18 protein-coding genes and 1 pseudogene are annotated in these 19,427 nt (G+C 42.5%); 9 read left to right on the forward strand and 10 right to left on the reverse strand.

The features are described 5' to 3' along the window. Positions 1 to 109: 109 nt before the first annotated feature. Positions 110 to 1,456 (reverse strand): helix-turn-helix domain-containing protein, encoded by a 1,347-nt coding sequence (locus MKY98_RS14200; protein WP_208332695.1) that lies wholly within the window; start codon positions 1,454 to 1,456, stop codon positions 110 to 112. Positions 1,457 to 1,686: 230 nt separating this feature from the next. Between MKY98_RS14200 and MKY98_RS14205 the strand changes: the two genes are divergently transcribed. Both MKY98_RS14205 and MKY98_RS14210 read left to right on the forward strand, forming a co-directional pair. Further along, a complete protein-coding gene (locus tag MKY98_RS14205) occupies positions 1,687 to 2,496 on the forward strand; it encodes a hypothetical protein (RefSeq protein ID WP_245231633.1) in 810 nt (269 codons plus the stop codon). A 102-nt stretch (positions 2,497 to 2,598) separates the two neighbouring features. After that, positions 2,599 to 3,672 (forward strand): hypothetical protein, encoded by a 1,074-nt coding sequence (locus tag MKY98_RS14210; protein WP_245248882.1) that lies wholly within the window; start codon positions 2,599 to 2,601, stop codon positions 3,670 to 3,672. A 103-nt stretch (positions 3,673 to 3,775) separates the two neighbouring features. Here the strand turns inward: MKY98_RS14210 and MKY98_RS14215 are convergent, their stop codons facing one another. The 5 genes and pseudogenes from MKY98_RS14215 to MKY98_RS14230 form a co-directional block, all read right to left on the reverse strand. Then, a complete protein-coding gene (locus tag MKY98_RS14215; protein ID WP_245231631.1) occupies positions 3,776 to 3,943 on the reverse strand; it encodes a hypothetical protein in 168 nt (55 codons plus the stop codon). After that, on the reverse strand, positions 3,924 to 4,331 hold the full coding sequence (locus tag MKY98_RS14220; RefSeq protein WP_245231630.1) for a phage holin, LLH family: 408 nt from the start codon (positions 4,329 to 4,331) through the stop codon (positions 3,924 to 3,926). Before MKY98_RS14220 ends, MKY98_RS14215 begins: the two co-directional genes overlap by 20 nt. 2 nt (positions 4,332 to 4,333) lie before the next feature. After that, positions 4,334 to 4,534 carry a stalk domain-containing protein gene (locus tag MKY98_RS27085; RefSeq protein WP_397376019.1) on the reverse strand — a complete coding sequence of 67 codons (201 nt, stop codon included), beginning with the start codon at positions 4,532 to 4,534 and terminating at the stop codon, positions 4,334 to 4,336. A 124-nt stretch (positions 4,535 to 4,658) separates the two neighbouring features. Further along, a pseudogene (locus tag MKY98_RS27090) lies at positions 4,659 to 5,057 on the reverse strand (glycoside hydrolase family 25 protein); the annotation flags it as partial. An 11-nt stretch (positions 5,058 to 5,068) separates the two neighbouring features. Further along, positions 5,069 to 5,380 carry a phage holin family protein gene (locus tag MKY98_RS14230; RefSeq protein ID WP_256026039.1) on the reverse strand — a complete coding sequence of 104 codons (312 nt, stop codon included), beginning with the start codon at positions 5,378 to 5,380 and terminating at the stop codon, positions 5,069 to 5,071. An 825-nt stretch (positions 5,381 to 6,205) separates the two neighbouring features. Between MKY98_RS14230 and abc-f the strand changes: the two genes are divergently transcribed. The 4 genes from abc-f (at position 6,206) to MKY98_RS14250 (ending at position 12,613) form a co-directional block, all read left to right on the forward strand. Beyond that, a complete protein-coding gene (gene abc-f, locus MKY98_RS14235; RefSeq protein WP_069010591.1) occupies positions 6,206 to 7,693 on the forward strand; it encodes a ribosomal protection-like ABC-F family protein in 1,488 nt (495 codons plus the stop codon). Positions 7,694 to 8,630: 937 nt separating this feature from the next. Continuing rightward, positions 8,631 to 10,247 (forward strand): spore germination protein, encoded by a 1,617-nt coding sequence (locus MKY98_RS14240; RefSeq protein ID WP_069010592.1) that lies wholly within the window; start codon positions 8,631 to 8,633, stop codon positions 10,245 to 10,247. A gap of 12 nt (positions 10,248 to 10,259) precedes the next feature. After that, complete coding sequence (locus MKY98_RS14245; protein ID WP_029517852.1) at positions 10,260 to 11,486, forward strand: Ger(x)C family spore germination protein; 1,227 nt, start codon at positions 10,260 to 10,262, stop codon at positions 11,484 to 11,486. A gap of 29 nt (positions 11,487 to 11,515) precedes the next feature. Continuing rightward, positions 11,516 to 12,613, forward strand: a complete 1,098-nt coding sequence (locus MKY98_RS14250; protein WP_029517853.1) for a GerAB/ArcD/ProY family transporter — start codon at positions 11,516 to 11,518, stop codon at positions 12,611 to 12,613. A gap of 896 nt (positions 12,614 to 13,509) precedes the next feature. Here the strand turns inward: MKY98_RS14250 and MKY98_RS14255 are convergent. Next, positions 13,510 to 14,253, reverse strand: a complete 744-nt coding sequence (locus tag MKY98_RS14255; RefSeq protein ID WP_069010593.1) for a BclA C-terminal domain-containing protein — start codon at positions 14,251 to 14,253, stop codon at positions 13,510 to 13,512. 238 nt (positions 14,254 to 14,491) lie between these two features. Here MKY98_RS14255 and MKY98_RS14260 point away from each other — a divergent pair, with 238 nt between their 5' ends. Both MKY98_RS14260 and MKY98_RS14265 read left to right on the forward strand, forming a co-directional pair. Further along, complete coding sequence (locus MKY98_RS14260; protein ID WP_029517855.1) at positions 14,492 to 14,926, forward strand: hypothetical protein; 435 nt, start codon at positions 14,492 to 14,494, stop codon at positions 14,924 to 14,926. A gap of 113 nt (positions 14,927 to 15,039) precedes the next feature. Then, on the forward strand, positions 15,040 to 15,261 hold the full coding sequence (locus tag MKY98_RS14265) for a DUF6199 family natural product biosynthesis protein (protein ID WP_069010594.1): 222 nt from the start codon (positions 15,040 to 15,042) through the stop codon (positions 15,259 to 15,261). A 373-nt stretch (positions 15,262 to 15,634) separates the two neighbouring features. On the opposite strand, the gene MKY98_RS14270 is transcribed toward MKY98_RS14265, so the two are convergent. Then, a protein-coding gene (locus tag MKY98_RS14270) for an IS3 family transposase (protein ID WP_141695453.1) occupies positions 15,635 to 16,761 on the reverse strand; the annotation gives its coding sequence in 2 pieces (ribosomal slippage) (positions 15,635 to 16,512 and positions 16,512 to 16,761; 1,128 coding nt in all). A gap of 367 nt (positions 16,762 to 17,128) precedes the next feature. Next, entirely contained in the window at positions 17,129 to 17,527 is a 399-nt protein-coding gene (locus MKY98_RS14275; protein WP_081317533.1) for a YmaF family protein, read from the reverse strand. 53 nt (positions 17,528 to 17,580) lie between these two features. Between MKY98_RS14275 and MKY98_RS14280 the strand changes: the two genes are divergently transcribed. After that, positions 17,581 to 17,733 (forward strand): hypothetical protein, encoded by a 153-nt coding sequence (locus MKY98_RS14280; protein ID WP_176715691.1) that lies wholly within the window; start codon positions 17,581 to 17,583, stop codon positions 17,731 to 17,733. Between the two features lie 1,080 nt (positions 17,734 to 18,813). On the opposite strand, the gene MKY98_RS14285 is transcribed toward MKY98_RS14280, so the two are convergent. Then, positions 18,814 to 19,227 (reverse strand): nuclear transport factor 2 family protein, encoded by a 414-nt coding sequence (locus tag MKY98_RS14285; RefSeq protein WP_069010597.1) that lies wholly within the window; start codon positions 19,225 to 19,227, stop codon positions 18,814 to 18,816. Positions 19,228 to 19,427 lie beyond the last annotated feature (200 nt).

Here is a 19,427-nt window from a genome sequence, read left to right on the forward strand (position 1 = left end):
GACAGTCTTTGGCATAATTAAATCTTGGCTACTCATTGTTTGTGCGCTTGCTGCTAACACCAATAAAAAAGTAGTCGCGAACAGCCCTTTAATTAAGCGATTCATACTATTACCCCATTTCCACTAAATTACGATATTGCACTTTTACTTCATCTGAGACAAATTGCCGACAACGTTCAAACATTCTGACGCAACGAAGAATAGAGTGCTCATTATTGACTATAGTGGATATTCTCATACAATCTAATAAGTAACTAATTCCCTTTTTGTACTGACCTTTGGTCAAATAATAGTCAGCTAATTCACTCAAAAGGCCAACAAGCTGATCATTAATATTCTGCTTGTCATTAGTTTGTCTTCCTTCTTGATCATGTATGTTGGATATTTCCCACTCAAATTGACTTAGAAGACCGTCTACATTTAACTTATAACGATTGGCTACAACCATTATATTCCACAAGCCTGGTAGTAATTCCTCTCTATTTGTTGAGATGAGATCAGTATATAAGGGAAGTACTTCTATATCTCCAGCCATAAGCTTGGCCAAATACACATTAGCCTGGCCCCACTCCCGAAATAAATTTTTCCAGCGCAATGTTTCTTCATCGTTCTCTTTAACCCAATCCAAGTCACAAGATTCATAGGCTGCTTGCAATGCTAACTCATAGTTTCCTTGTTCATAGTTAGCGCCTCCAATAAGTGAACCACTGAATGTTATATAAAAGAATAATGGTCGCAAAGGCATCTTACCTCGTTCTCTTTTAAGAGAGTGTGCCATAGAATATTGCGCTTCGCCTAAAGCTCTTAATTCTTTAGCAACTTTCTCAACCCGTTCCCATTTACGCAAAGATCGGTATACATTAGCCAAATCTACAAAGGCATCTAACTGGTCTATAGCGTCGAGACGTTTGACATATGACTCAAACTGGAGCGCTGCTTGTAAATTTCTTTCCTGATCATCTCTAATCTGAATCTTGAACATACGATATTGACAGATGGCTAGGCGTTCAGAATGTTGATACCTCTCCGCTTCAGCTACCCCCTCATAGAGCAACAATGCAGCCGCATGTCTTCCCTGCTCCAGCAATTCCTCTGCAATTTCAAATAGCTTGGGTGAATACAGTAGATTGTCCATGATGGCTCCCACCACTCGACGGATCGCATCTAACTTGTCCAACTCCGCACATCGAAACAAAAATGGCTCAATTCGCCTCATATTCGGAGGATAATCGATGATGAAGTTTTCTATAAACAAGTCGTAAAAATAGCCCTCAGGTAAACCCATAGCCTCGGTAATGCGATCTATCTGATTAACAGACATAGACTTATTTCCTGACACAATGGCACTTACCGCCCCCCTATTCATGCCTGCAAGTTGCCCAAATTGTGCTATGCTCAATCCCTCTTGTTGTAGGTATCTGTCTAATTCCGCCCGAATCGTAGGTGTATGCTTCATGTCATATCCACCTTTCACACAGAAATTCCAAAACTTTTATATTATTGCATCCAATTGTTGATCATAATTTAACAGTTGTCAATAACCTACCTTTTTTTCATTTCAAGCCTATACCCACCCATCACGAATCTATTAAATATATTCATATATGCCATAAAAAGGTTGACAATATCAGTAGAGTCCTTTACGCTGGCTATGTATTTACAAATATTTCAAGGAGGCATTTTGTTATGAAAGTAAAGTTTCTACCACGAGCTTTTCTGGCTGCAACGCTACTCATCTCTTGGGGAGTCGTCAGTCCAGCTATCTCCCATGCTGAGAAAGGAGATAAAATACCTGACCGCATGTTAGCAGATACCATCATTCAATACGATGATAACAATAATATGGTTATAGTGGAAAAAGGGACTCCTGTACCTGAATCAGAAAAATCTCCAGCCGCTATTGCCCCACTTACTGCTGAACAACAAATTGAATCGGAAAAAGAAGAAGCAATGATTAAGAAAATCGAAGAAGACAAGACACCCCGGCCCGTATACCATATTGAAAACCCTGCCCCACAACCTGGACTAAAAGTAATTTATGATGGTGAAGGTCTTATCAAGGACATTATCCTGCCAAAAGAAAATAGACTATCTTCGGATGTTTATGGACTTAATGCATTGCCACGCGGAACACGAAACCCAGCTGGGGATTACAGATACGGAGCATCTAATAATGTAATTTCTATTAGTGGAGACAAGCATGGCTCTGTTATAGGCACAGGGAGAGGAACCAACTTCACGGACCAGAAAGGTGAGAATGGCAATACTCTCCGAAGAGGTGACTGCGCAACAAAAGGGGCCATTGATAATCCCGAGTTTGGGACAGAAATTCGGGTAAGGAATACTGATAATGATATCGTAGCCACTTTTAATAAAGCTGACAATGGATCTCTTCCAGATGCAATCGTTGATATTTGGAAAACTGGTGTAGAGGATCTAGGTTTAACATGGCATTCGTATACTTCATTTTCAGGTAGATACTCCTATAATTTCTAATATCTTTATAGCAAAAAGGATAGGGTCTCGTTCCTATCCTTTTCCCCTTTCGCATTATATTCAGTTTGATTCATCACTTATTTCAGAAAGGAATGCATCGTTTTGAGAACACGCCGCTACAAATTCTTTATACTTTCCCTGCTCGTGCCAGCTTTATTGTCATCCTGCTCCCCCTCTTCTACCCCACCAGCAGAATCTGCTGTACCCCAAAAAAACCAATCAGGGGAAAAGACAGCTCTAGCCGGTCAGGGCCAATATCTATCCATGACCTATACAGAATATGTGAATGGGAAGAACGCATATCAAGGCATGGTTATGCGAGTTATGACGTACGACTTAAGCAGTAAAAAAATAACCAAGCTGGCTGATGTTCCGTATACCTCTCAATACCCGCTTTCTGTGGTATCCTTGCCTGATCACAAAATTTATTATTCTGCTGATGTCGGTGATAAGGGAGACCAATTATTTTCGTATGACTTGACTACGAAAAAAACCGAACAGCTTACCGATAATTTGTTTGCCATCAATCGTATTGTACCAACTACTCCAGACGGCCCCCTCGTCCTGGTTGCGGTCAAAAAAGGAGAGCGGATACTTAAAACTATGTTCTATAATAAAGCAACCCGTACCATGCAAATTATGCATGATGAAAATCAGGATGATACTACCACTTGGTCTATCACCTATAATCCAGACAAAAAAACAATTTACAGTTCACAGTATTCAGATAAGGAGCACGAGAAACAAAGAGTCATCTCAAACCGAACACAAACCATCATGGCCCCTCCGGACAACAAGGTTACAGAAATCAATAGCGTCACCAAGCAAGAACGCTCTATCATCACACTGAGAAAAGAGAAAATATCATCAATGTCCAGCAGTAATGATAAACTACTTCTCGTAACTACCAATCTAACTAATCACAGCAAACCCGAGTATAGTCTGGTTGATATTGCAACAGGTAAACGTACCAAAATAAAGTTGCCTATTTTAACCCGCCAATTTGTCTATATGTCCCCCGACGGCAAGGGTGTCTACTATTTGGGTAGCGCCTCTGAGAAAAATGAGGAGGAAGGGCGCGGCGTATATTATTATGATTTCACATCGAAAATTCAAACCCCCATCTTTATACAAGAAGAGGGTTTCATCAATAACTTCATGCTGCTGAACAAGTAATTGCTCTGATTAGCAACATGCCAAAAAGCCGGAAAGGAGCAAGTTACGCTATCTTTCCGGCTTTCCTTATCTGTTTAGTGTTTACTTTGTAACTTTAGCCGTATTATCCTTGCTCCAAAGCAGGCGCTTGTACTGATTCTGTTGGTTCTTGAATAGACTCAGTTGCAGTCTGAATCTGACCGGATGATACCTCTGCCGTAGCCTGAGCCAAGAAATCATTAAGCTTTGCAGCCAGACCAGATAAAGCCTCCTTAACTGGCCTGTACTGCATCCTCGTTTGGCTGTTCTTCAGTAGCTAGTACCGTTTTTGTTTTGGCCTTATACTCCAGATATGCCTTCTCAATCGCAGATTTTAACTCTACTTGGGATACTACAATACCTTGACTGGAAAGAGTAAGTGAAGCATACTGCAAAGCCTCCTGAAGCTTGCGTTCTCCCCCAGCTTCTTTAAATGCTGTTTGAGCAAGAGCAAAACTCTCTCCAGCAATTTTATGAATCACTTCACGTTGCGCTGCCGTTGTACGCGCTTCTATCCACACGTTAACCTTAGTCTTGAGTTTGTTCAGACCTCCTAAAACAAACGCTGTAAGTACTACACCAGCAGCGGCTGTGACATTGGTATTAACATAAGGCTGTACAGTTTCGATAATTGTTTGCATGATTATTTATCCCCTCTCGTTAATGTTGCAATTTTATTTTTTGGGTCCCATGACACTACTGTACCGTAAGCATCAGCAATTGGTCTGAGTTGCACATACGCTGTACCCTCTACAAGTTGGACAGTTTGCAGCTTGGACCCATTTAAATAGGCTTCCTTGCTGGTATTGTCCCAACGATAAGACACGCCCAAGGCATTTGCCAAAGACCGCAGCGGTACATAGGTTCTGGAGCCATATAGAAGGGCTTTCCCCCGCTTCTTTACCGTTTACGCGGAATGTGCCGGATGTACGGATTCTGTCTCTTGTCCAGGGACAATAACGCCAAATCGATTTACGCAGCTCGTCCGTTGTTCCATCAAATTCGTTCAGGTCCACGTTTCCTTTTATCCCGGATACCTTGCCACTATCGCTGTATTGCCAAATATCCCAACGTTTCCACGTCACTGTATCGCTCGGTACGCGCGTTTCACTGTAACGGGCTATCCATAGTGGGTAGCCACCTAATGAAGCATTAAAATTAGCTGCGAATGCATTGCCCGTATAGATAATGGGCTTACGTCCTGTAATCCGCTCCAGCTTGATCAGGAAGGCCAACGCCACAGTAATAAGCGTTTTGGACAGCTTGCCGGGGTTGTTTTCATAATCCATCACCGCAGGAAGGTCCAGCGCTTTTGCACCGCCTACCTGATCCACCACATCAGCAAAATGTCGCGCTTCCCGCTTTGACCAGGTTCCAATCAATATTGCCTTGATAGCGAGATACGTCGTTCCCTGTGCGATACCTTTTTTTGCTTATCTGCATTTTCCCCACCACCTTCCTTTTCTCCGCTTTTACTCTTTAAAACTTCCACAGCCTGCCGAATGATCGACGGGACTGGCGCACCAAGCCTGCCGCCATTTTCAACAATCAGCTCATTTGCCATATAAAAATAGGCGACTGCATCCCGGAAAAGATGCGAATCGCCTAAGACGCCATTAATTAGATGAGATACAGCAACTATTATAAAAATAAATACCTTTCGAGCAACACCCCCAATACTCCCGACCACCCACCGTAGAAATACGTTACCGCGCTACTACCTAAAGTGGCACTAAATTTAAAAATCTCCCACTCATCCAACCTTCTTTCCCCCGTCTCTCCGTTCAGGAAACTTTTCCTTGGCTATCATCGTTTGGTTTCTGATCTTTTTCTTCTTGGGCCTGTATCTATGCTAATGCACTTCCTATTGCTATATCCAATCCTTTAAGTATTTTTCTTTCCGGCCTGCTGGCTGTGAAGCAATGACAGCAGAAATGACTAACAGTCAATTCTTCAACTGGTCTTGTTAGATCCAGTTGTATATATCCATGTTGACTTTATTTTGCCATGGGTTTCATCACCTCCTCAAGACGCAAAATAAGCCCCTGAGTTATCAGAGACCTTCCATACTTAAATATTAAATTGGTTCTGCTGCTATAACGCTAGGTATTTTAAAAACCTATATGTTATCAACCTAATACGAACGAGCAGGATAGTTAAATAACAGTAATCAATCTAAGGAGCATGTCGAACTACGCGAGGCTTCAGCCTAACAGGGCTACGCAGGTTGTAGTTAAATTACTATTGTGATAAACTGGATGTAATTTGATGACGGGAGTTGAACGGATACATGTAGAACTTTCTTGCTTTGAGATCACGAAAAGAACGGACTCAGCGATCGGCTGTGGTCGTTTTATTCATCTCTGCAAGAAAGGTCTGCGTTTCGTTTGCGCTCCCTCTCCGGACAGTCATACGGCCCCTTGGAATGGGGCCGTATTTCCTCGTATGGATTAGAGTCGCAAGATAGCACCTTTCTTGCGGTTCTTTTTTATTTCCAAACGAAAGGATGACTACCATGCCCGCCATTCAGGTAACCAATCTTACTTTTGCCTATCCAGGCAGCTATGACCCCATATTCGAAAATGTTCATTTTCAAATTGATACAGACTGGAAGTTGGGCTTTACGGGGCGAAACGGTCGGGGGAAAACGACGTTCTTAAACCTGTTGCAGGAGAAATACGAATACAGCGGTACGATCTCCACACCAGTCGCCTTTGATTATTTTCCGTTTCCCGTCGAGCACCCGGAGTATTTGACCTTAGACGTCGTCGAAGAGATCGTGCCAAGCTATGAGAGCTGGAAGTTGATGCGCGAACTGAACCTGCTTAAGGTTTCAGAAGACGTGTTGTACAGGCCATTCGAATCGCTGTCCCAAGGAGAACAGACGAAGGTATTGCTGGCCGTGCTATTCATCCAAGACAATCGATTTCTGCTCATCGACGAACCGACCAATCATCTCGACTTGCACGCACGCAAGCTTGTCGCCGATTATCTGAATACGAAGCGCGGTTTTATTCTTGTTTCACACGACCGGGCTTTTCTCGACCGCTGCGTGGATCATATTCTATCGATCAACAAAACGAATATCGAAATCCAAAAAGGCAACTTCTCCAGTTGGTGGACGAACAAAACTCGCCAAGATACGTTCGAAATGGCACAAAACGAAAAGCTGTACAAAGACATACAGCGTTTATCTGCTTCTGCTAAACGTACTAGCGGCTGGTCTTTCGAGACCGAAAAATCGAAAAACGGCACACGAAACTCCGGCTCCAAGCTTGACAAGGGATACGTCGGGCATAAGGCAGCGAAAATGATGAAACGCTCGAAATCCATCGAACAGCGGCAACACGCCGCTTTAGAGGAAAAATCGAAATTGCTCCGAAATATCGAACAGTCAGAAAGCCTTGCGATCTCTCAGCTCGTGTATCCCAAATCGGAACTGGCTATGCTGGATCACGTCACGATTTACTACGGGGAAAGAGCGGTTTGCAAGAACATTTGTCTGACGATCGAACCAGGAGATCGGATTGCAATTTCAGGTCCAAATGGTTCAGGTAAGTCTAGCTTGCTCCGCCTGCTGAACGATGAGACGCTACATTATACAGGTACGTTTCAACGGGAGCCTCAGCTTCGCGTTTCCTATGTATCCCAGAATACTTCTCATCTGCGAGGAACGCTTTCCGATTATGCAGCAGAGCACAGAATTGACGAAAGCTTATTTAAGGCCGTGTTACGTAAGCTAGATTTCGCCCGCATCCAGTTTGAGAAGGATATATCGGCGTTTAGCGGCGGGCAGAAGAAGAAGGTTCTAATCGCGAGAAGCCTATGTGAGGAGGCTCATCTGCATATTTGGGACGAACCGCTCAACTTTATCGACGTGATTTCCCGGATGCAAATTGAGGAGCTGTTGCTTGAGTACACGCCGACCATTGTATTCGTGGAACATGATCGGGAATTTCATGACCGTGTCGCCACGAAAACGATTGAACTCGGTGGAGATTAGAATTTTACAAAGTGACTTGGAGTAAGACATGATTTAAACGGCAGAAAGCTTTACACAACAACTTTTATGAAAAGGGAAGCGATTGAACTTAAGGGACACGAGAGTTCAATAGAACATCGGCAGTCTAGGATTTTATTTTATTTTCTTATCCATGGCTGCCGATTCTTTCTATTGGGGGCATTCTAATAGTTATTTCACTAAGACTGAGAGCTATATTATTCTACAGCGGGTTTTGCTTCCATAATATCGTCTCCCCTTATAAAAGAGTAAAAACCTCTCCAAACTGAAGCGACCCCTGTCAAGTGGACAGCTATCAAAAAGCAATATTTAAGTGCTCTGCCTCCCTCACGGTAGCCAACGAAAAATGACATCTGGCAAGAATGTCTTTAAATGGTGATTTCCGGAGGACTTTTTTGTGCTTTAAATAACTTCGCAAGTGCTCCTCTTATGAGCCAGATGCTTCATTTGATTTTAATTCATTCTTTGCAACATGTATTAGAGCAGCCAACGATGTGAAAATCCACTTTTCCCGATGCCAGAGCATTTGCGCAGAAAATGATATATCCGGTAAATCCTATGGTAAAGCAACCAAATTTGTTCTCTGTGAAAGTCATCAACAATCAATGAGGAACGAGATGCCAGCAGATGATCTGGAGATACCACCATTCGAAATGACTCATCTTTTAAAAACTCTGAATGAAGGTCTTTGGCTACAACGAATCCATCCAATACAAAAACGACATCCGCAAGCCCTTCTCTTAGACTGTGTCTATACCGGCCAACAATTTTTGCCGTATGCCACTAAAAAAGCTTCTACTATTGTAAACATAGTTGAAATAAATTGATATAAAAACATCTTTTGGAAGGTGTGTACATATAAATCGTGGAATAGCAACATATTACAGTTAACCGCTATCTAGAAGGGAACTGTATTGCTATGGTTGACAAGTTAAAAAAATGGCTGTTTAAGCAGCCTTCACGATCTAAAAATGGCACGAGCTCTGAACCAGTTAATGATAAAAAAACGACTGAGTTATCCAAGGAACTGAGTGGCACGCTTAAGGACAACGTGACCTTGCTGAAGCAGGAAATAGGACATAGCACGGATTTCATTCTTCGTTGTTTGAACGATAAACAGGGCAATCCGGTTCTCGCTGTAGGTTTTCTTCAAGGCCTGATTGATCAGCAAATTTTAACGACACTGCTGGAGGAACTTACTGCAGGTATTCGAAATGGGGATCTCTCCGATCGTAATGTTGAAAGTTGGTTGATGGATCGTATTCCTATTGGGGGCATCACTTGCCTTAAAAATGAGAAAGCACTTATCCATGCCGTTCTTTATGGACAGGTGGTTCTCCTTGTCGAAGGCAGCACCAAGGCCTTTGCTGCTTCTATGAGCGGGGGGGCTAAAAGAGCGGTTGAGGAGCCAACATCGCAGACAGTAATTCGCGGTCCTAAAGAGGGGTTTACAGAGGATATATCCACCAATATCGCACTCCTCCGGAGAAGGATCAAATCAACTGAACTCCACTTTGATTCTCGAATTATCGGATCATACACGCAGACGAAGGTATCGGTGGCATATATTCGAGGCATTGCAGATCCAGAGGTGGTTAAGGAAATCTCCAGACGATTAGATTCCATTAACACGGACAGTATTCTCGAAAGTGGATATATCGAGGAATTTATTCAAGATGGGGTATGGACCCCCTTTCCAACCATATATAACACTGAGCGCCCGGATACTGTAGCAGGCAGCTTGCTTGAGGGGTTAGTAGCGATATTGGTTGATGGGACTCCATTTGTATTGATTGCTCCTGTAACCTTTTTTCGGTTCATCGCATCCAGTGAAGACTACTACCAACGTTATGATCTGGCATCTTTTCTTCGAATCGTTCGAATGGCATCCTTTTTCTTGGCATTGCTATTACCCTCATTCTTTATTGCAACAACAACGTTTCACCAGGAAATGCTGCCTACAACAATGCTCATCACTTTGGCTGCGCAGAGAGAGAATACACCATTGCCAGCCCTGCTTGAAGCAATGCTAATGGAGCTGACCTTTGAGGTTATTCGCGAAGCAGGAGTACGAATGCCGCGCGCCGTAGGGCCTGCAATCTCTATCGTTGGGGCATTGGTTCTTGGACAAGCTGCTGTACAGGCGGGATTGGTTTCTGCAGCTATGGTGATTGTGGTTTCATTCACAGCTATCTGCAACTTTGTACTACCTGCGATCAATATGGCGGGGGCTGTTCGTTTGCTCAGATTTGGACTCATGCTGTTAGCGGGTTTATTTGGATTATACGGCGTTTTGGCGGGCTTGGTTCCCATCCTCGTTAGATTAGTATCTGTGAATTCGTTCGGCGTTCCTTATATGATGCCGCTCGCACCTTTCTATACGAGCAATATGAAAGACCTGTTTGTGCGTGTACCTTGGTGGAAGATGAAGAAACGGCCGAAAATGATTGGGGATGTCAATCCAGTAAGACAGGCAACGGAACAGGAATCATTTGCAGAACAAGCGGGGGAACACAGCCGAGATCCCATGGCGTAAGGAGGAACCGATATGTCCCAATTAGGCAGATTTATTTTGGCCTTGGTCATATTATTCATTTTGGCGGGTTGCTGGAACCGAGTCGAACTGAATGAGCTGTGGGTAACTGCGGCTACAGGAGTAGATATGATGGACGACGGACAGTGGATGATGTCCTATCAGATTATTATTCCCTCCGCCCTTGCAAGTGGTACCGGAGGAGGAACGGGAGGATCTTCTCAACCGGCATCCCATGTATTCTCAGTAAAGTCCAAAACCTATAACCAGGCGTTATCGTACAGCAATTTAAAAACATCAAGACAAATCTACATAGCACATAATCGTGTTGTATTTATCGGTAAGAGAGCGGCTGAGAAAGGAATGGACCGTTTAATTGATTTTTATCTTCGTAATACGGAAGCAAGGGAGATGGTAACTATGATTGTAACGGACGGCTTAGCATCCGATCTATTAAAGAAATTACTGCCGCCTGAAAAACTTCAAGGCGTCGCCATGGCTGAATTAGTCGACAAAGAGAGTGATATTTTATCGGTGTTTCCGAAAGTTAGGGTTTATGATTTCGTATTAAGCATGAACTCGGATTCCAAATCTATTGGAGTACCGGTCGCCGAGTTGACCGGAGAAGGGGACTATCAGGATGTGAAGGAAGCAGAGAGTCTGGATGTCTTCAAAAAAACCTCGGCCCCGCTCAAACTGGCATTGACTAAATTGGCGGTATTCCAAAAAGGAAAGCTCAAAGGGTTTCTCAACAAGGAAGAGAGTCTGGGTGTATCTTATCTGTCTCAAAAGATTAACAACAGCGAAATTTCGTTCCCATGCAGCAAACAGCCCGGTAGGGAAATGTACTCTTCCATACTAGTAAACTCTGCTAATGTAAAGCTTACACCCAGAAAAACCAGTTCTCATTACACTATGCAGGTTGGAGTGAAAATTAATGGGACTTTAAATGAAACTACATGCACTAAGGATATTTCCAAGACGAAGACCATACATGATCTGGAAGAAGAGATTGCAAAAGAAGTGACCAGTACGATAAATAAGGGCTGGGCTAAACTTCAGGAACTTGGTGTAGACGCAACTGGTTTTGCTGACCGGATTCACCGGAGGTTCCCAAGGGAGTGGGGAACGGTGAAAAAAGACTGGGATCAGGAATTCAAGAAGATAGAACTGGACATTCGAGTGGATGCACGGATTCAGCGTCCTGGCCTCCTACAGAAGCATATCGGAAGTCAAACCTAACCCATTTTGTATAAAGGGGCTTAAAAAGTATGAATAAAACCGTCACCAGGGTATCCGGGTTAGCTATCGCTTTTTCCTTGTTTCAGGTTGGCAGTACAACCTTATTCCTCTTGGGAGCTACAGCCAAGCAGGATGCATGGCTAGCCATGCTGATCGGCGCACTTGTAGGCTTCGTCTTGCTAATCATGTATTTATACATGCATAAACTTGATCCACATCGAGATTTGTACGAGCTCCTATGCCATTATTGGGGAAAATGGATAGGTAGTCTGGGTGGTCTTCTGTTCATCAGTTACTTTGCTTATGAAGCTTCCAGGAGTGTCAGGGACATTGGTGAGCTCGGCGCATTGACATTACTTAACAGAACTCCTACCGAAGTTATTACGTTTATAGCGTTAATTGTCTGTGCCGATGTAGTGTGGTTTGGACCGAGGGTCTGGTTCCTTCTATGTCATATCTTCCTTCTTCTATTGGTTTTTGGTTATGGCATTTTATTATTGCTTACTCCTTTTACAGGACTCATTCACTTTGAATTTTTATTTCCTGTATTGGAGAATGGTCTAACTCCCGTAGTGAAGGCTGCCATTCCCGAGATCGTGTCTTTTCCCTTCGGGCAGACGGTTCTTTTTCTTGTGCTGTTCAAGATTGTTACGGATAAACGTAAATTACAGCGGTCAATCGTCATTGTTTACTGGATCACTGCTGTGTTCCTTATTGTAATGAATGAACTAACAATCCTGGTTTTAGGTCCGGAATGGGCAGCATCAAGCACCTATCCCTTATTTGAGGTTACACAACTAATTCAGCTACCGAAGATCGTTGAGAGAGCTGATGTCCTGTTTTCGATGATTCTATTTATTGGAATCGGAATCAAAACGGCTGGTTTTATGTTTGGTGCCGTCATTGGGCTTCAAACGATAACCCCCTTTAGATATAAGCCTGCTTTACTGTTGCTAAGTATCATCATATACGCCCTTACGTTTCTCTCCTCTAGGTTAACCGAATTTTTGTGGTTCGGTCTTCATGTAGCCTTGGTTCGAGTTTGGCCTATCTTTCAGATTGCTCTGCCTGTCCTCCTTTTCCTGACCATGCTAATTCGGAAGAAAAAGAGAAGGACTTATAGTTAGCTATAGCCTTCTCAACACTGTCTAATTTCTTCTTTGTCTTAGCCACATTGGATTCTCTAATGACTAATGTTGAAGAACTTACTGATGTTTTCGACAATTTGTCAGCAATCTTTAGCTTCATGATTCGATTGCCTTTGCTGTTTTACTATGCTGTGCCTTTACGCTTACCACTATGGCATTTTCAGAAAGAGAATTTCCATTTACCTTGAAGGTGTCTTGGTTTATCTCACCAATGGGCCATATCCCTTAGAGCCCCAAGGGGTTTCACTATTTAGTAAAGTACAGATATTGATCACGTTCCCACTGGTGAACTTGTGTGCGATACAGATACAAGTAGCTCCGGCAAATCTCCATTAGTGTGATTCAGGTCAATTATTTACGCCCGCTGATGCTTTTTTGACAGCCAGTTAAAAATGCCTCACTGATTGGAGTTACTTGGAACTGTTCGCCCTACCAATGTCCATCTTTGACGCTAACCGATGCCGGATGGACTACATTCGCAAACTACTATAAATACAGAATAACGTCTGACTTATCCAGATTTACTATTGATCTTCGTTCGAATAAATTTCTTTTTTAAATGCCACAACAAAAAGAAGGTAGGAAAAGTTTCCTAACCTTCTTAGCATTCATATTTCAATGTTTGAATAATATCATTGTTTTTTTTACAATGTTACTGCGGATTTACCATTTTAACTTTAAAGATAGGCTTTGGAGTAGTGATAGTGTTTAATGGATCTTATTACTGCCACTACGTTCTCTTGCCATGCTATACAATCCCTCCCCCATAAATTCGTCTGCTTACTATAAGTGAATTAGACAAACTGACGATATGAAATCGTACAGTCTTTTCTAAAGCGGCTACATATAATGTTCTATATATCATTAAAAATGGCTTAAACGGTCAACTTTAATATAGTAAGAGTAGTATTGGTAAAGTTATGAAGTTGGGCTGGGGTTGCATTTGCATTTACCAATTGAATAGTTGTAGGAACGACCCCTACAGTAATAATGACTTCTGCCGAAATTGGTCCGCCACCGTTACCCGTGAAGGGAACAGGAGTAACAGGGATTCCATTTACGGTAAGGTTAAAAGCAGCATCACCTTGGTTATGAATTGTAAAATCTATTAGATAGCTTCCCGTTTCGTTGATTGTTATCGTTGTAGATGGAGGAGTGAAAGTAAATGCACCACCAACATTAGCCAAAACTCCAGTAAAGGTAATTGGTGAGTTACCCGGAACTGTGTCCGTTCCCGTACCAGGATCTGCTCGGAAGACACTTAAGAAGTCTGATATCCCGCCGCCTGCTGGCCCTGCTGCCCCCGTTGCTCCTGCGGGTCCTACCGCTCCTGCCGGTCCCACTGGTCCTGCTGGCCCCACTGCTCCTGCTGGCCCTACTGCTCCTGCGGGTCCTGTTGGTCCGGGAATTCCTTGAAAACCTTGTAGCCCTTGCTGGCCTTGAGCACCTGGAACTCCCTGTGGACCCGGCACTCCCTGCGCTCCCTGCGGTCCCTGAGGTCCTTGAGGTCCTCGGATCCCTTTAACAATAACTTTCGGTAAAACTTTGACTTTTTTAACTACACATCTTCTAAATTTTCTCCGATGCATTTTCTTTTGCCAATAATAATGTCTAAACATAATTAATGATCACCTCCAAAGTCTAGTCAAAGTAGCTTATTGTGCAATTAACCAAAAAGATTGGGCTGTTGACTTGATCTTGGGAAAATAGGCATAGGTCTGACCCTATCGTGTTAGATTATTACTGCTTATCCTTCTAAAGCTTAATAGCCCTACTATCAACCGATCCAGCCCCTGCACAGTATGTATCTTTCTATTCCAGCTTGCAAATTCTTTACCCAAAAAAGGAGATGAGATAATGACTAGATTGTTAGATGCTCGAACATCTCAAAACGCAAGTTACGGTAATACGATCTCAATCTCCATGCCAGCCAATACTCCTGTTGCCATCGCAGAGCTTGGCTTAGACGTGACGGGCGCTGGGGAAAATATGCGTGTACAATTATCAGGGATTGCTGAGCTTTCATTTCCCACTACTCCACCTTTTGACTCCGTTATTGCTATTTCTATTGTTAGAGGCACTCTCGACTCTCCTGTTGCATACGCCCTTTACTCTGTTAGTGTCTCCGAAGCAAACCCAAACGCTGTACAGGTCGTTACCATTAATGCATCCGATTACAATGTCCCTCTACCACCATCAAATGAATTAGTGTATACCTTATATTTATTTTGCACAGCGGATGCCACCCGAATAGGAATAGAAAGTTTTAATGCGGTTGCCTATTCAGATTAACATTACACCATCATATGGAGGGCAAAGCCCTCTTTTTTTCCATCTATCCTTGAGGGACGACACTTTCCATCTGTCGTTCTTTTTTGGTATAGTTTACTTAAGGAGTTGATCAAATGGGATTCATGCTTATTTTTATCGCGATTATTTTTTTCTCACTTGGTATTTTAAGTAAACGAATTCCCACTTGGGGATGGCGTGCAAACGAAGCCTGGAAGATCAAAGGTGACTCAGAACCAAGCGACGCTTACATTGACGACATGAAATTTAGAGGCTCTGTATCTATACTCTTTGGGTCCTTCTTTTTAGTATGTGGACTTTTGGTTATCTTCCTATAAGTTCCACTACCTGTTACCAATCACCAAAACACCATATCGAAACGGAATTTGCTGTTTGGCTGATGCTCCTCAAATATCATTTAGCATATTTTCAAAACAGAAATCTGTCTCTCATCCAAAGCTTCCAGTAATCGAATTTCCTTAATCTTCAGAGACCGACCTGCCGCTGTAGTAAGTAGTAAAGATCATTTTTCTCGCATAGTATTTATTCATCAAACCAGCCATCCTATAAGGAAGAACAATGTAAAACTCGACTCGTCACTCTCGAGAGTGAGTGGTTTAGAAGTGCCAGTATACCCGGGTGTAATGACTTGTTTTCTTTCTAAGGCTTCAAGGCATCCAACACCAACACATATGGATTGTAAACACTAAACTAGACAATTTTTTTGTGGTGTCTCTGCTTGAACTCAGCTGGACTCAAGTAATCCAGAGAACCGTGAATCCGAATATGGTTAAACCAGTGTACATAGTCATGTAATTCTGTGGTTAGCTCAGCAAGACTTTCAAAATGACGTTTCTTCACAAACTCCGTTTTGAAAATTTTAAAAGTGGCTTCCGCAACGGCATTGTCATAGGGACAGCCTTTCATGCTCAAAGAACGCTCAATCTGAAAAGCCTCTAGCGCATCGTCGATGAGCTTATTCTTGAATTCATTGCCTCGGTCGGTATGGAAGAGTTGAATGTCATTCAGGTTGCCCTTAATTGAAGCCAAAGCACGGTCAACCAGCTTGGCATCCTTGTGAGGGCCTGCACTGTAGCCAATAATCTCGCGGTTAAACAGATCTACAAAGAAGCATACGTAGTTCCAATATGAACCCACTCGGACGTACGTCAGATCACTTACGACGACAGACAACGCTTGCTCTTGTTCAAATTTCCGGTCCAGTACATTCGCTTGCTTGGCTTCATTGCATCTCGTGGGATGAGGCTTGTACTGAGCAACCGTATACGAGGAAACCAACCCGTATTCCTTCATGATTCGTCCAATACTCCGCCTGGATACCGTAAAACCTTGCTGGTGTAACACTTTTTTAATCTTACGCGTACCGTAGTTTTGAGTGCTGCTTTGAAAAATGTCCATAATCAGGGAGGGAAGCTCACCCTCCGATGTCACTTCTACTTTGTTTGCTTCATAATAATAGGTGCTTCTCGGGAGTTTTAGGACGTCGCACATTGCCGATACCGAGTATTTATGTTTATTCTGGCGAATGACATTTACTTTCGTCCCATGATCAGCGCGGCTTGCTTTAAAATGTCATTCTCCATGAGCAGTTGCTTGTTCTGTTTTCGAAGTTCGATCAGTTCTAATTCCTCTGGAGTCCGGTTGTCTTTCTCTTTGAAGGATCCAGATGTGGAACTCTCTTTCACCCATTTATCCAACGATGAAGGATTCATATCATATTCTTGAATGATATCCTTTCGTGCTTTGCGATTTTGATAGAGCTGAACCATCTGCGCTTTAAATTCAGCGCTAAAGGTACGTCTTTCTTTTTTAGTCATGATCCGTTTGCTCCTTCTAGGTTGGTCTGTAGTCTACTATATTAGACCACAATTTTTCTGTCTAGAAGAGTGTAGCCGATCCATCCCATCCAAATTGCTTTCTAAGCGTCAGCACCTTGGAACAAGAAAAGACGAGCCAGTAGTAGCTCGTCATTGTTACTACTGATTTTAAATTGTTTGGCCAATTACACTGTACTCATAAAGTCGAATCTTCAGTAACCTGTGGCTGAGTCCTTTAAGCATTACAACCCCCAAGTATCATAAGCAGTATAAATAGTACGAGAATAACCCCGACACTGGTAAACATGCCGCCATAACCAACTCCATCAGTCCCACTATTTGTATGGGGATGAGTTTTTCAAATTGATTAATATCGGTAGTCTTTCTCATCTCCAGTATTTCCACTGTACCTATGGGCGTGAGGAATTCTACCGTTTACTGTTGTATACCCTTCAAAATGATGGTAATGCCCACCACCTGTCAAGTGAATGGCTGGTCCTGTAGTACCTCTAATTAGATGCGTATGTTGATCGTTAAATGATGTTTCTGCATAATAATTATGAACATGCGGAACACCACTTGGAGCTGGTTCTGTTACTCCAGCGTAATGGTGGTAGTGTCCTACATCAAGTGATGTATTCCCACTAAAAGGATGTACGTGAACATTAACTGGTCTACCGTCCCACGAACTAATAAAAAGCTTATGCGAATGGTTAGATTCGGAATCACGGGAATGAACAACAAAACCTGTTATTGGTATTTCCATCAGTAGCCACCTCTCTTTATCAACTGCCATATACTATGAAAGAGGTAGTGTAAATGTTCAAAAGGCTATTTGAGTTAGAGTTGGTTTCCACTATTCGGGTAGCAGGGCATCAGGATAACAGGCTGTCAGAGCGTATGTATGCCCTCTCTCTGCTCTTTGCTGTACTCTTTCCGGTAATTCGTCCGGATAACGGAAAAAGTGCTTAGAACAACTCACATATTGGCGTATAAGAGCAAAAGAAAAAGCACCTCAATGGGTGCTTAACATTCTACCACGATGGTCGATGACCACATAAGGAACCAGCAGGTCCGACCTCGTCAATGTTTTGTGTATTATTTGATAAAGAAACGAACTTTCCATCAATAATTCTTACATAAGTCATATCTCCATAGTCTGGTTGTGTTTTATCTGTCTGCGGAGACACATACGTAATAAAGACGTTACAAAGACGGTGTCCATTACTCATCCTCATATCAACGGCTTGATTCAGGTAATTTTTAACCTGATTTGGATTTATAATATGCTGTTGTGGCGGTCTACCTGCTGGGTAATACTGTATTCCCCCGTGGGTATAATACATTTTTGTCACACTCCTCAGTAAAGTTTTTACTTCCTGATAGCCTATGCATAGAAGTGTAACGTTGTGTAAGGCAAGATATTTTAGATGGGATTAATTCATTCTTTCACACAAGCTGTACGGGAACAAAACTGCTTAACTCCGTTCCACCTACCCCATAGACAACCTTTGCATTTTTTCGGCTGTTTTGGTGGGCCTTTCATGTATAGCAAAATTCCTTTCTTCTGCTTCTTCTTCAAACCAAAAATCCTTTCAAGGCAATAAAAAAGCCACCCAAATGAGTGACTTGTATCTGCCTATGTATTTAGAGCACCAAATGAACCGAGGCGCTTATTTAAAACCCGAAAAAAGAAACAGCGATAGGTTCTATTCCCGCAAGCGGGATGCAAAACGCTACGTTGTTGCATAAAAGCATTTGTACTTAGTAACAAACAAGACCATTTTACTGATATTAGAAAATGGCCGTCAAAGAACTAAGACCGGACAATACCGGAAAATGGGCAATTAAACCATTATAAGCTGGCTTTTGCTCACTTTCTCGATATTACTCGCTATTAAGTAAAAATAAAGTCTTAGACTGCCGCTGTTATCATTCTATTAACGTTCTTCGTTAGCGTAGCGCATACTTGACCAAATTCGATATGTTACCGGCCAATAACCTACGTTTTCGTATGATTACTCAGCATAGTGATGTGTAGGTGCACTAACATCAACAGTCTCTTAAATCAAAAGCTTCTTCTAGTGCGGCAGTATCTTCGAAGATTTGAAAAAACATTATCTTCTCCTGTTCTACTTCACAAATAATTGCCCAATCACTCTCGAACACTTTCCCGGTTACATTGACCTTGATGCGGAAATTCCCCCATGCACACGCTGCTTCCTTATTACCGATGAGTTTGTGAAGGACAAAACTCTCTATTTGTTCTGCTTCTTCTAATAAGTTTAAATAATTTCTAACACCTTCTTTTCCATGAAATGTGCCGTATAAAGGAATTTTATTAGAAGGCTCTTTTTTAAGAATAATAAATTTCGCTTCATCATGAACCAATTCGATCACTTTATCAATCTGTTTGCTTCCTAATGCTTGAAAATAATTTGTTAGCACCTGTTGAGCACTTTGCATTTCTACTAATCTCCCTTCGAATAGGCGGAATAAACTTTGCACAATCCAATAATAACATATTTTATCTACCATCCTGCCCGTTGGCTTAACGCCGCAGCTGCCAGTCTAGAACTATATTTTCACGGTCTAACACTTTATTTCCATCAAACACTCGTCCCAGACAATTCTCTCACCCAGTTTATCCTCATCACCGGACTTCA

The sequence above is a fragment of the Paenibacillus sp. FSL M8-0228 genome, from assembly GCF_038007385.1.
Taxonomy (GTDB): Bacteria; Bacillota; Bacilli; order Paenibacillales; family Paenibacillaceae; genus Paenibacillus; species Paenibacillus polymyxa_D.

Bases quoted from the DNA above. Each gene is read 5' to 3' on its own strand.
- MKY98_RS14200 (WP_208332695.1), bottom strand. From the start codon at position 1,456: ATGAAGCATACACCTACGATTCGGGCGGAATTAGACAGATACCTACAA.
- MKY98_RS14205 (WP_245231633.1), top strand. From the start codon at position 1,687: ATGAAAGTAAAGTTTCTACCACGAGCTTTTCTGGCTGCAACGCTACTC.
- MKY98_RS14215 (WP_245231631.1), bottom strand. From the start codon at position 3,943: ATGCAGTACAGGCCAGTTAAGGAGGCTTTATCTGGTCTGGCTGCAAAG.
- MKY98_RS14220 (WP_245231630.1), bottom strand. From the start codon at position 4,331: ATGCAAACAATTATCGAAACTGTACAGCCTTATGTTAATACCAATGTC.
- abc-f (WP_069010591.1), top strand. From the start codon at position 6,206: ATGCCCGCCATTCAGGTAACCAATCTTACTTTTGCCTATCCAGGCAGC.
- MKY98_RS14240 (WP_069010592.1), top strand. From the start codon at position 8,631: ATGGTTGACAAGTTAAAAAAATGGCTGTTTAAGCAGCCTTCACGATCT.
- MKY98_RS14245 (WP_029517852.1), top strand. From the start codon at position 10,260: ATGTCCCAATTAGGCAGATTTATTTTGGCCTTGGTCATATTATTCATT.
- MKY98_RS14250 (WP_029517853.1), top strand. From the start codon at position 11,516: ATGAATAAAACCGTCACCAGGGTATCCGGGTTAGCTATCGCTTTTTCC.
- MKY98_RS14255 (WP_069010593.1), bottom strand. From the start codon at position 14,253: ATGTTTAGACATTATTATTGGCAAAAGAAAATGCATCGGAGAAAATTT.
- MKY98_RS14260 (WP_029517855.1), top strand. From the start codon at position 14,492: ATGACTAGATTGTTAGATGCTCGAACATCTCAAAACGCAAGTTACGGT.
- MKY98_RS14265 (WP_069010594.1), top strand. From the start codon at position 15,040: ATGGGATTCATGCTTATTTTTATCGCGATTATTTTTTTCTCACTTGGT.
- MKY98_RS14275 (WP_081317533.1), bottom strand. From the start codon at position 17,527: ATGGAAATACCAATAACAGGTTTTGTTGTTCATTCCCGTGATTCCGAA.
- MKY98_RS14280 (WP_176715691.1), top strand. From the start codon at position 17,581: ATGTTCAAAAGGCTATTTGAGTTAGAGTTGGTTTCCACTATTCGGGTA.
- MKY98_RS14285 (WP_069010597.1), bottom strand. From the start codon at position 19,227: ATGCAAAGTGCTCAACAGGTGCTAACAAATTATTTTCAAGCATTAGGA.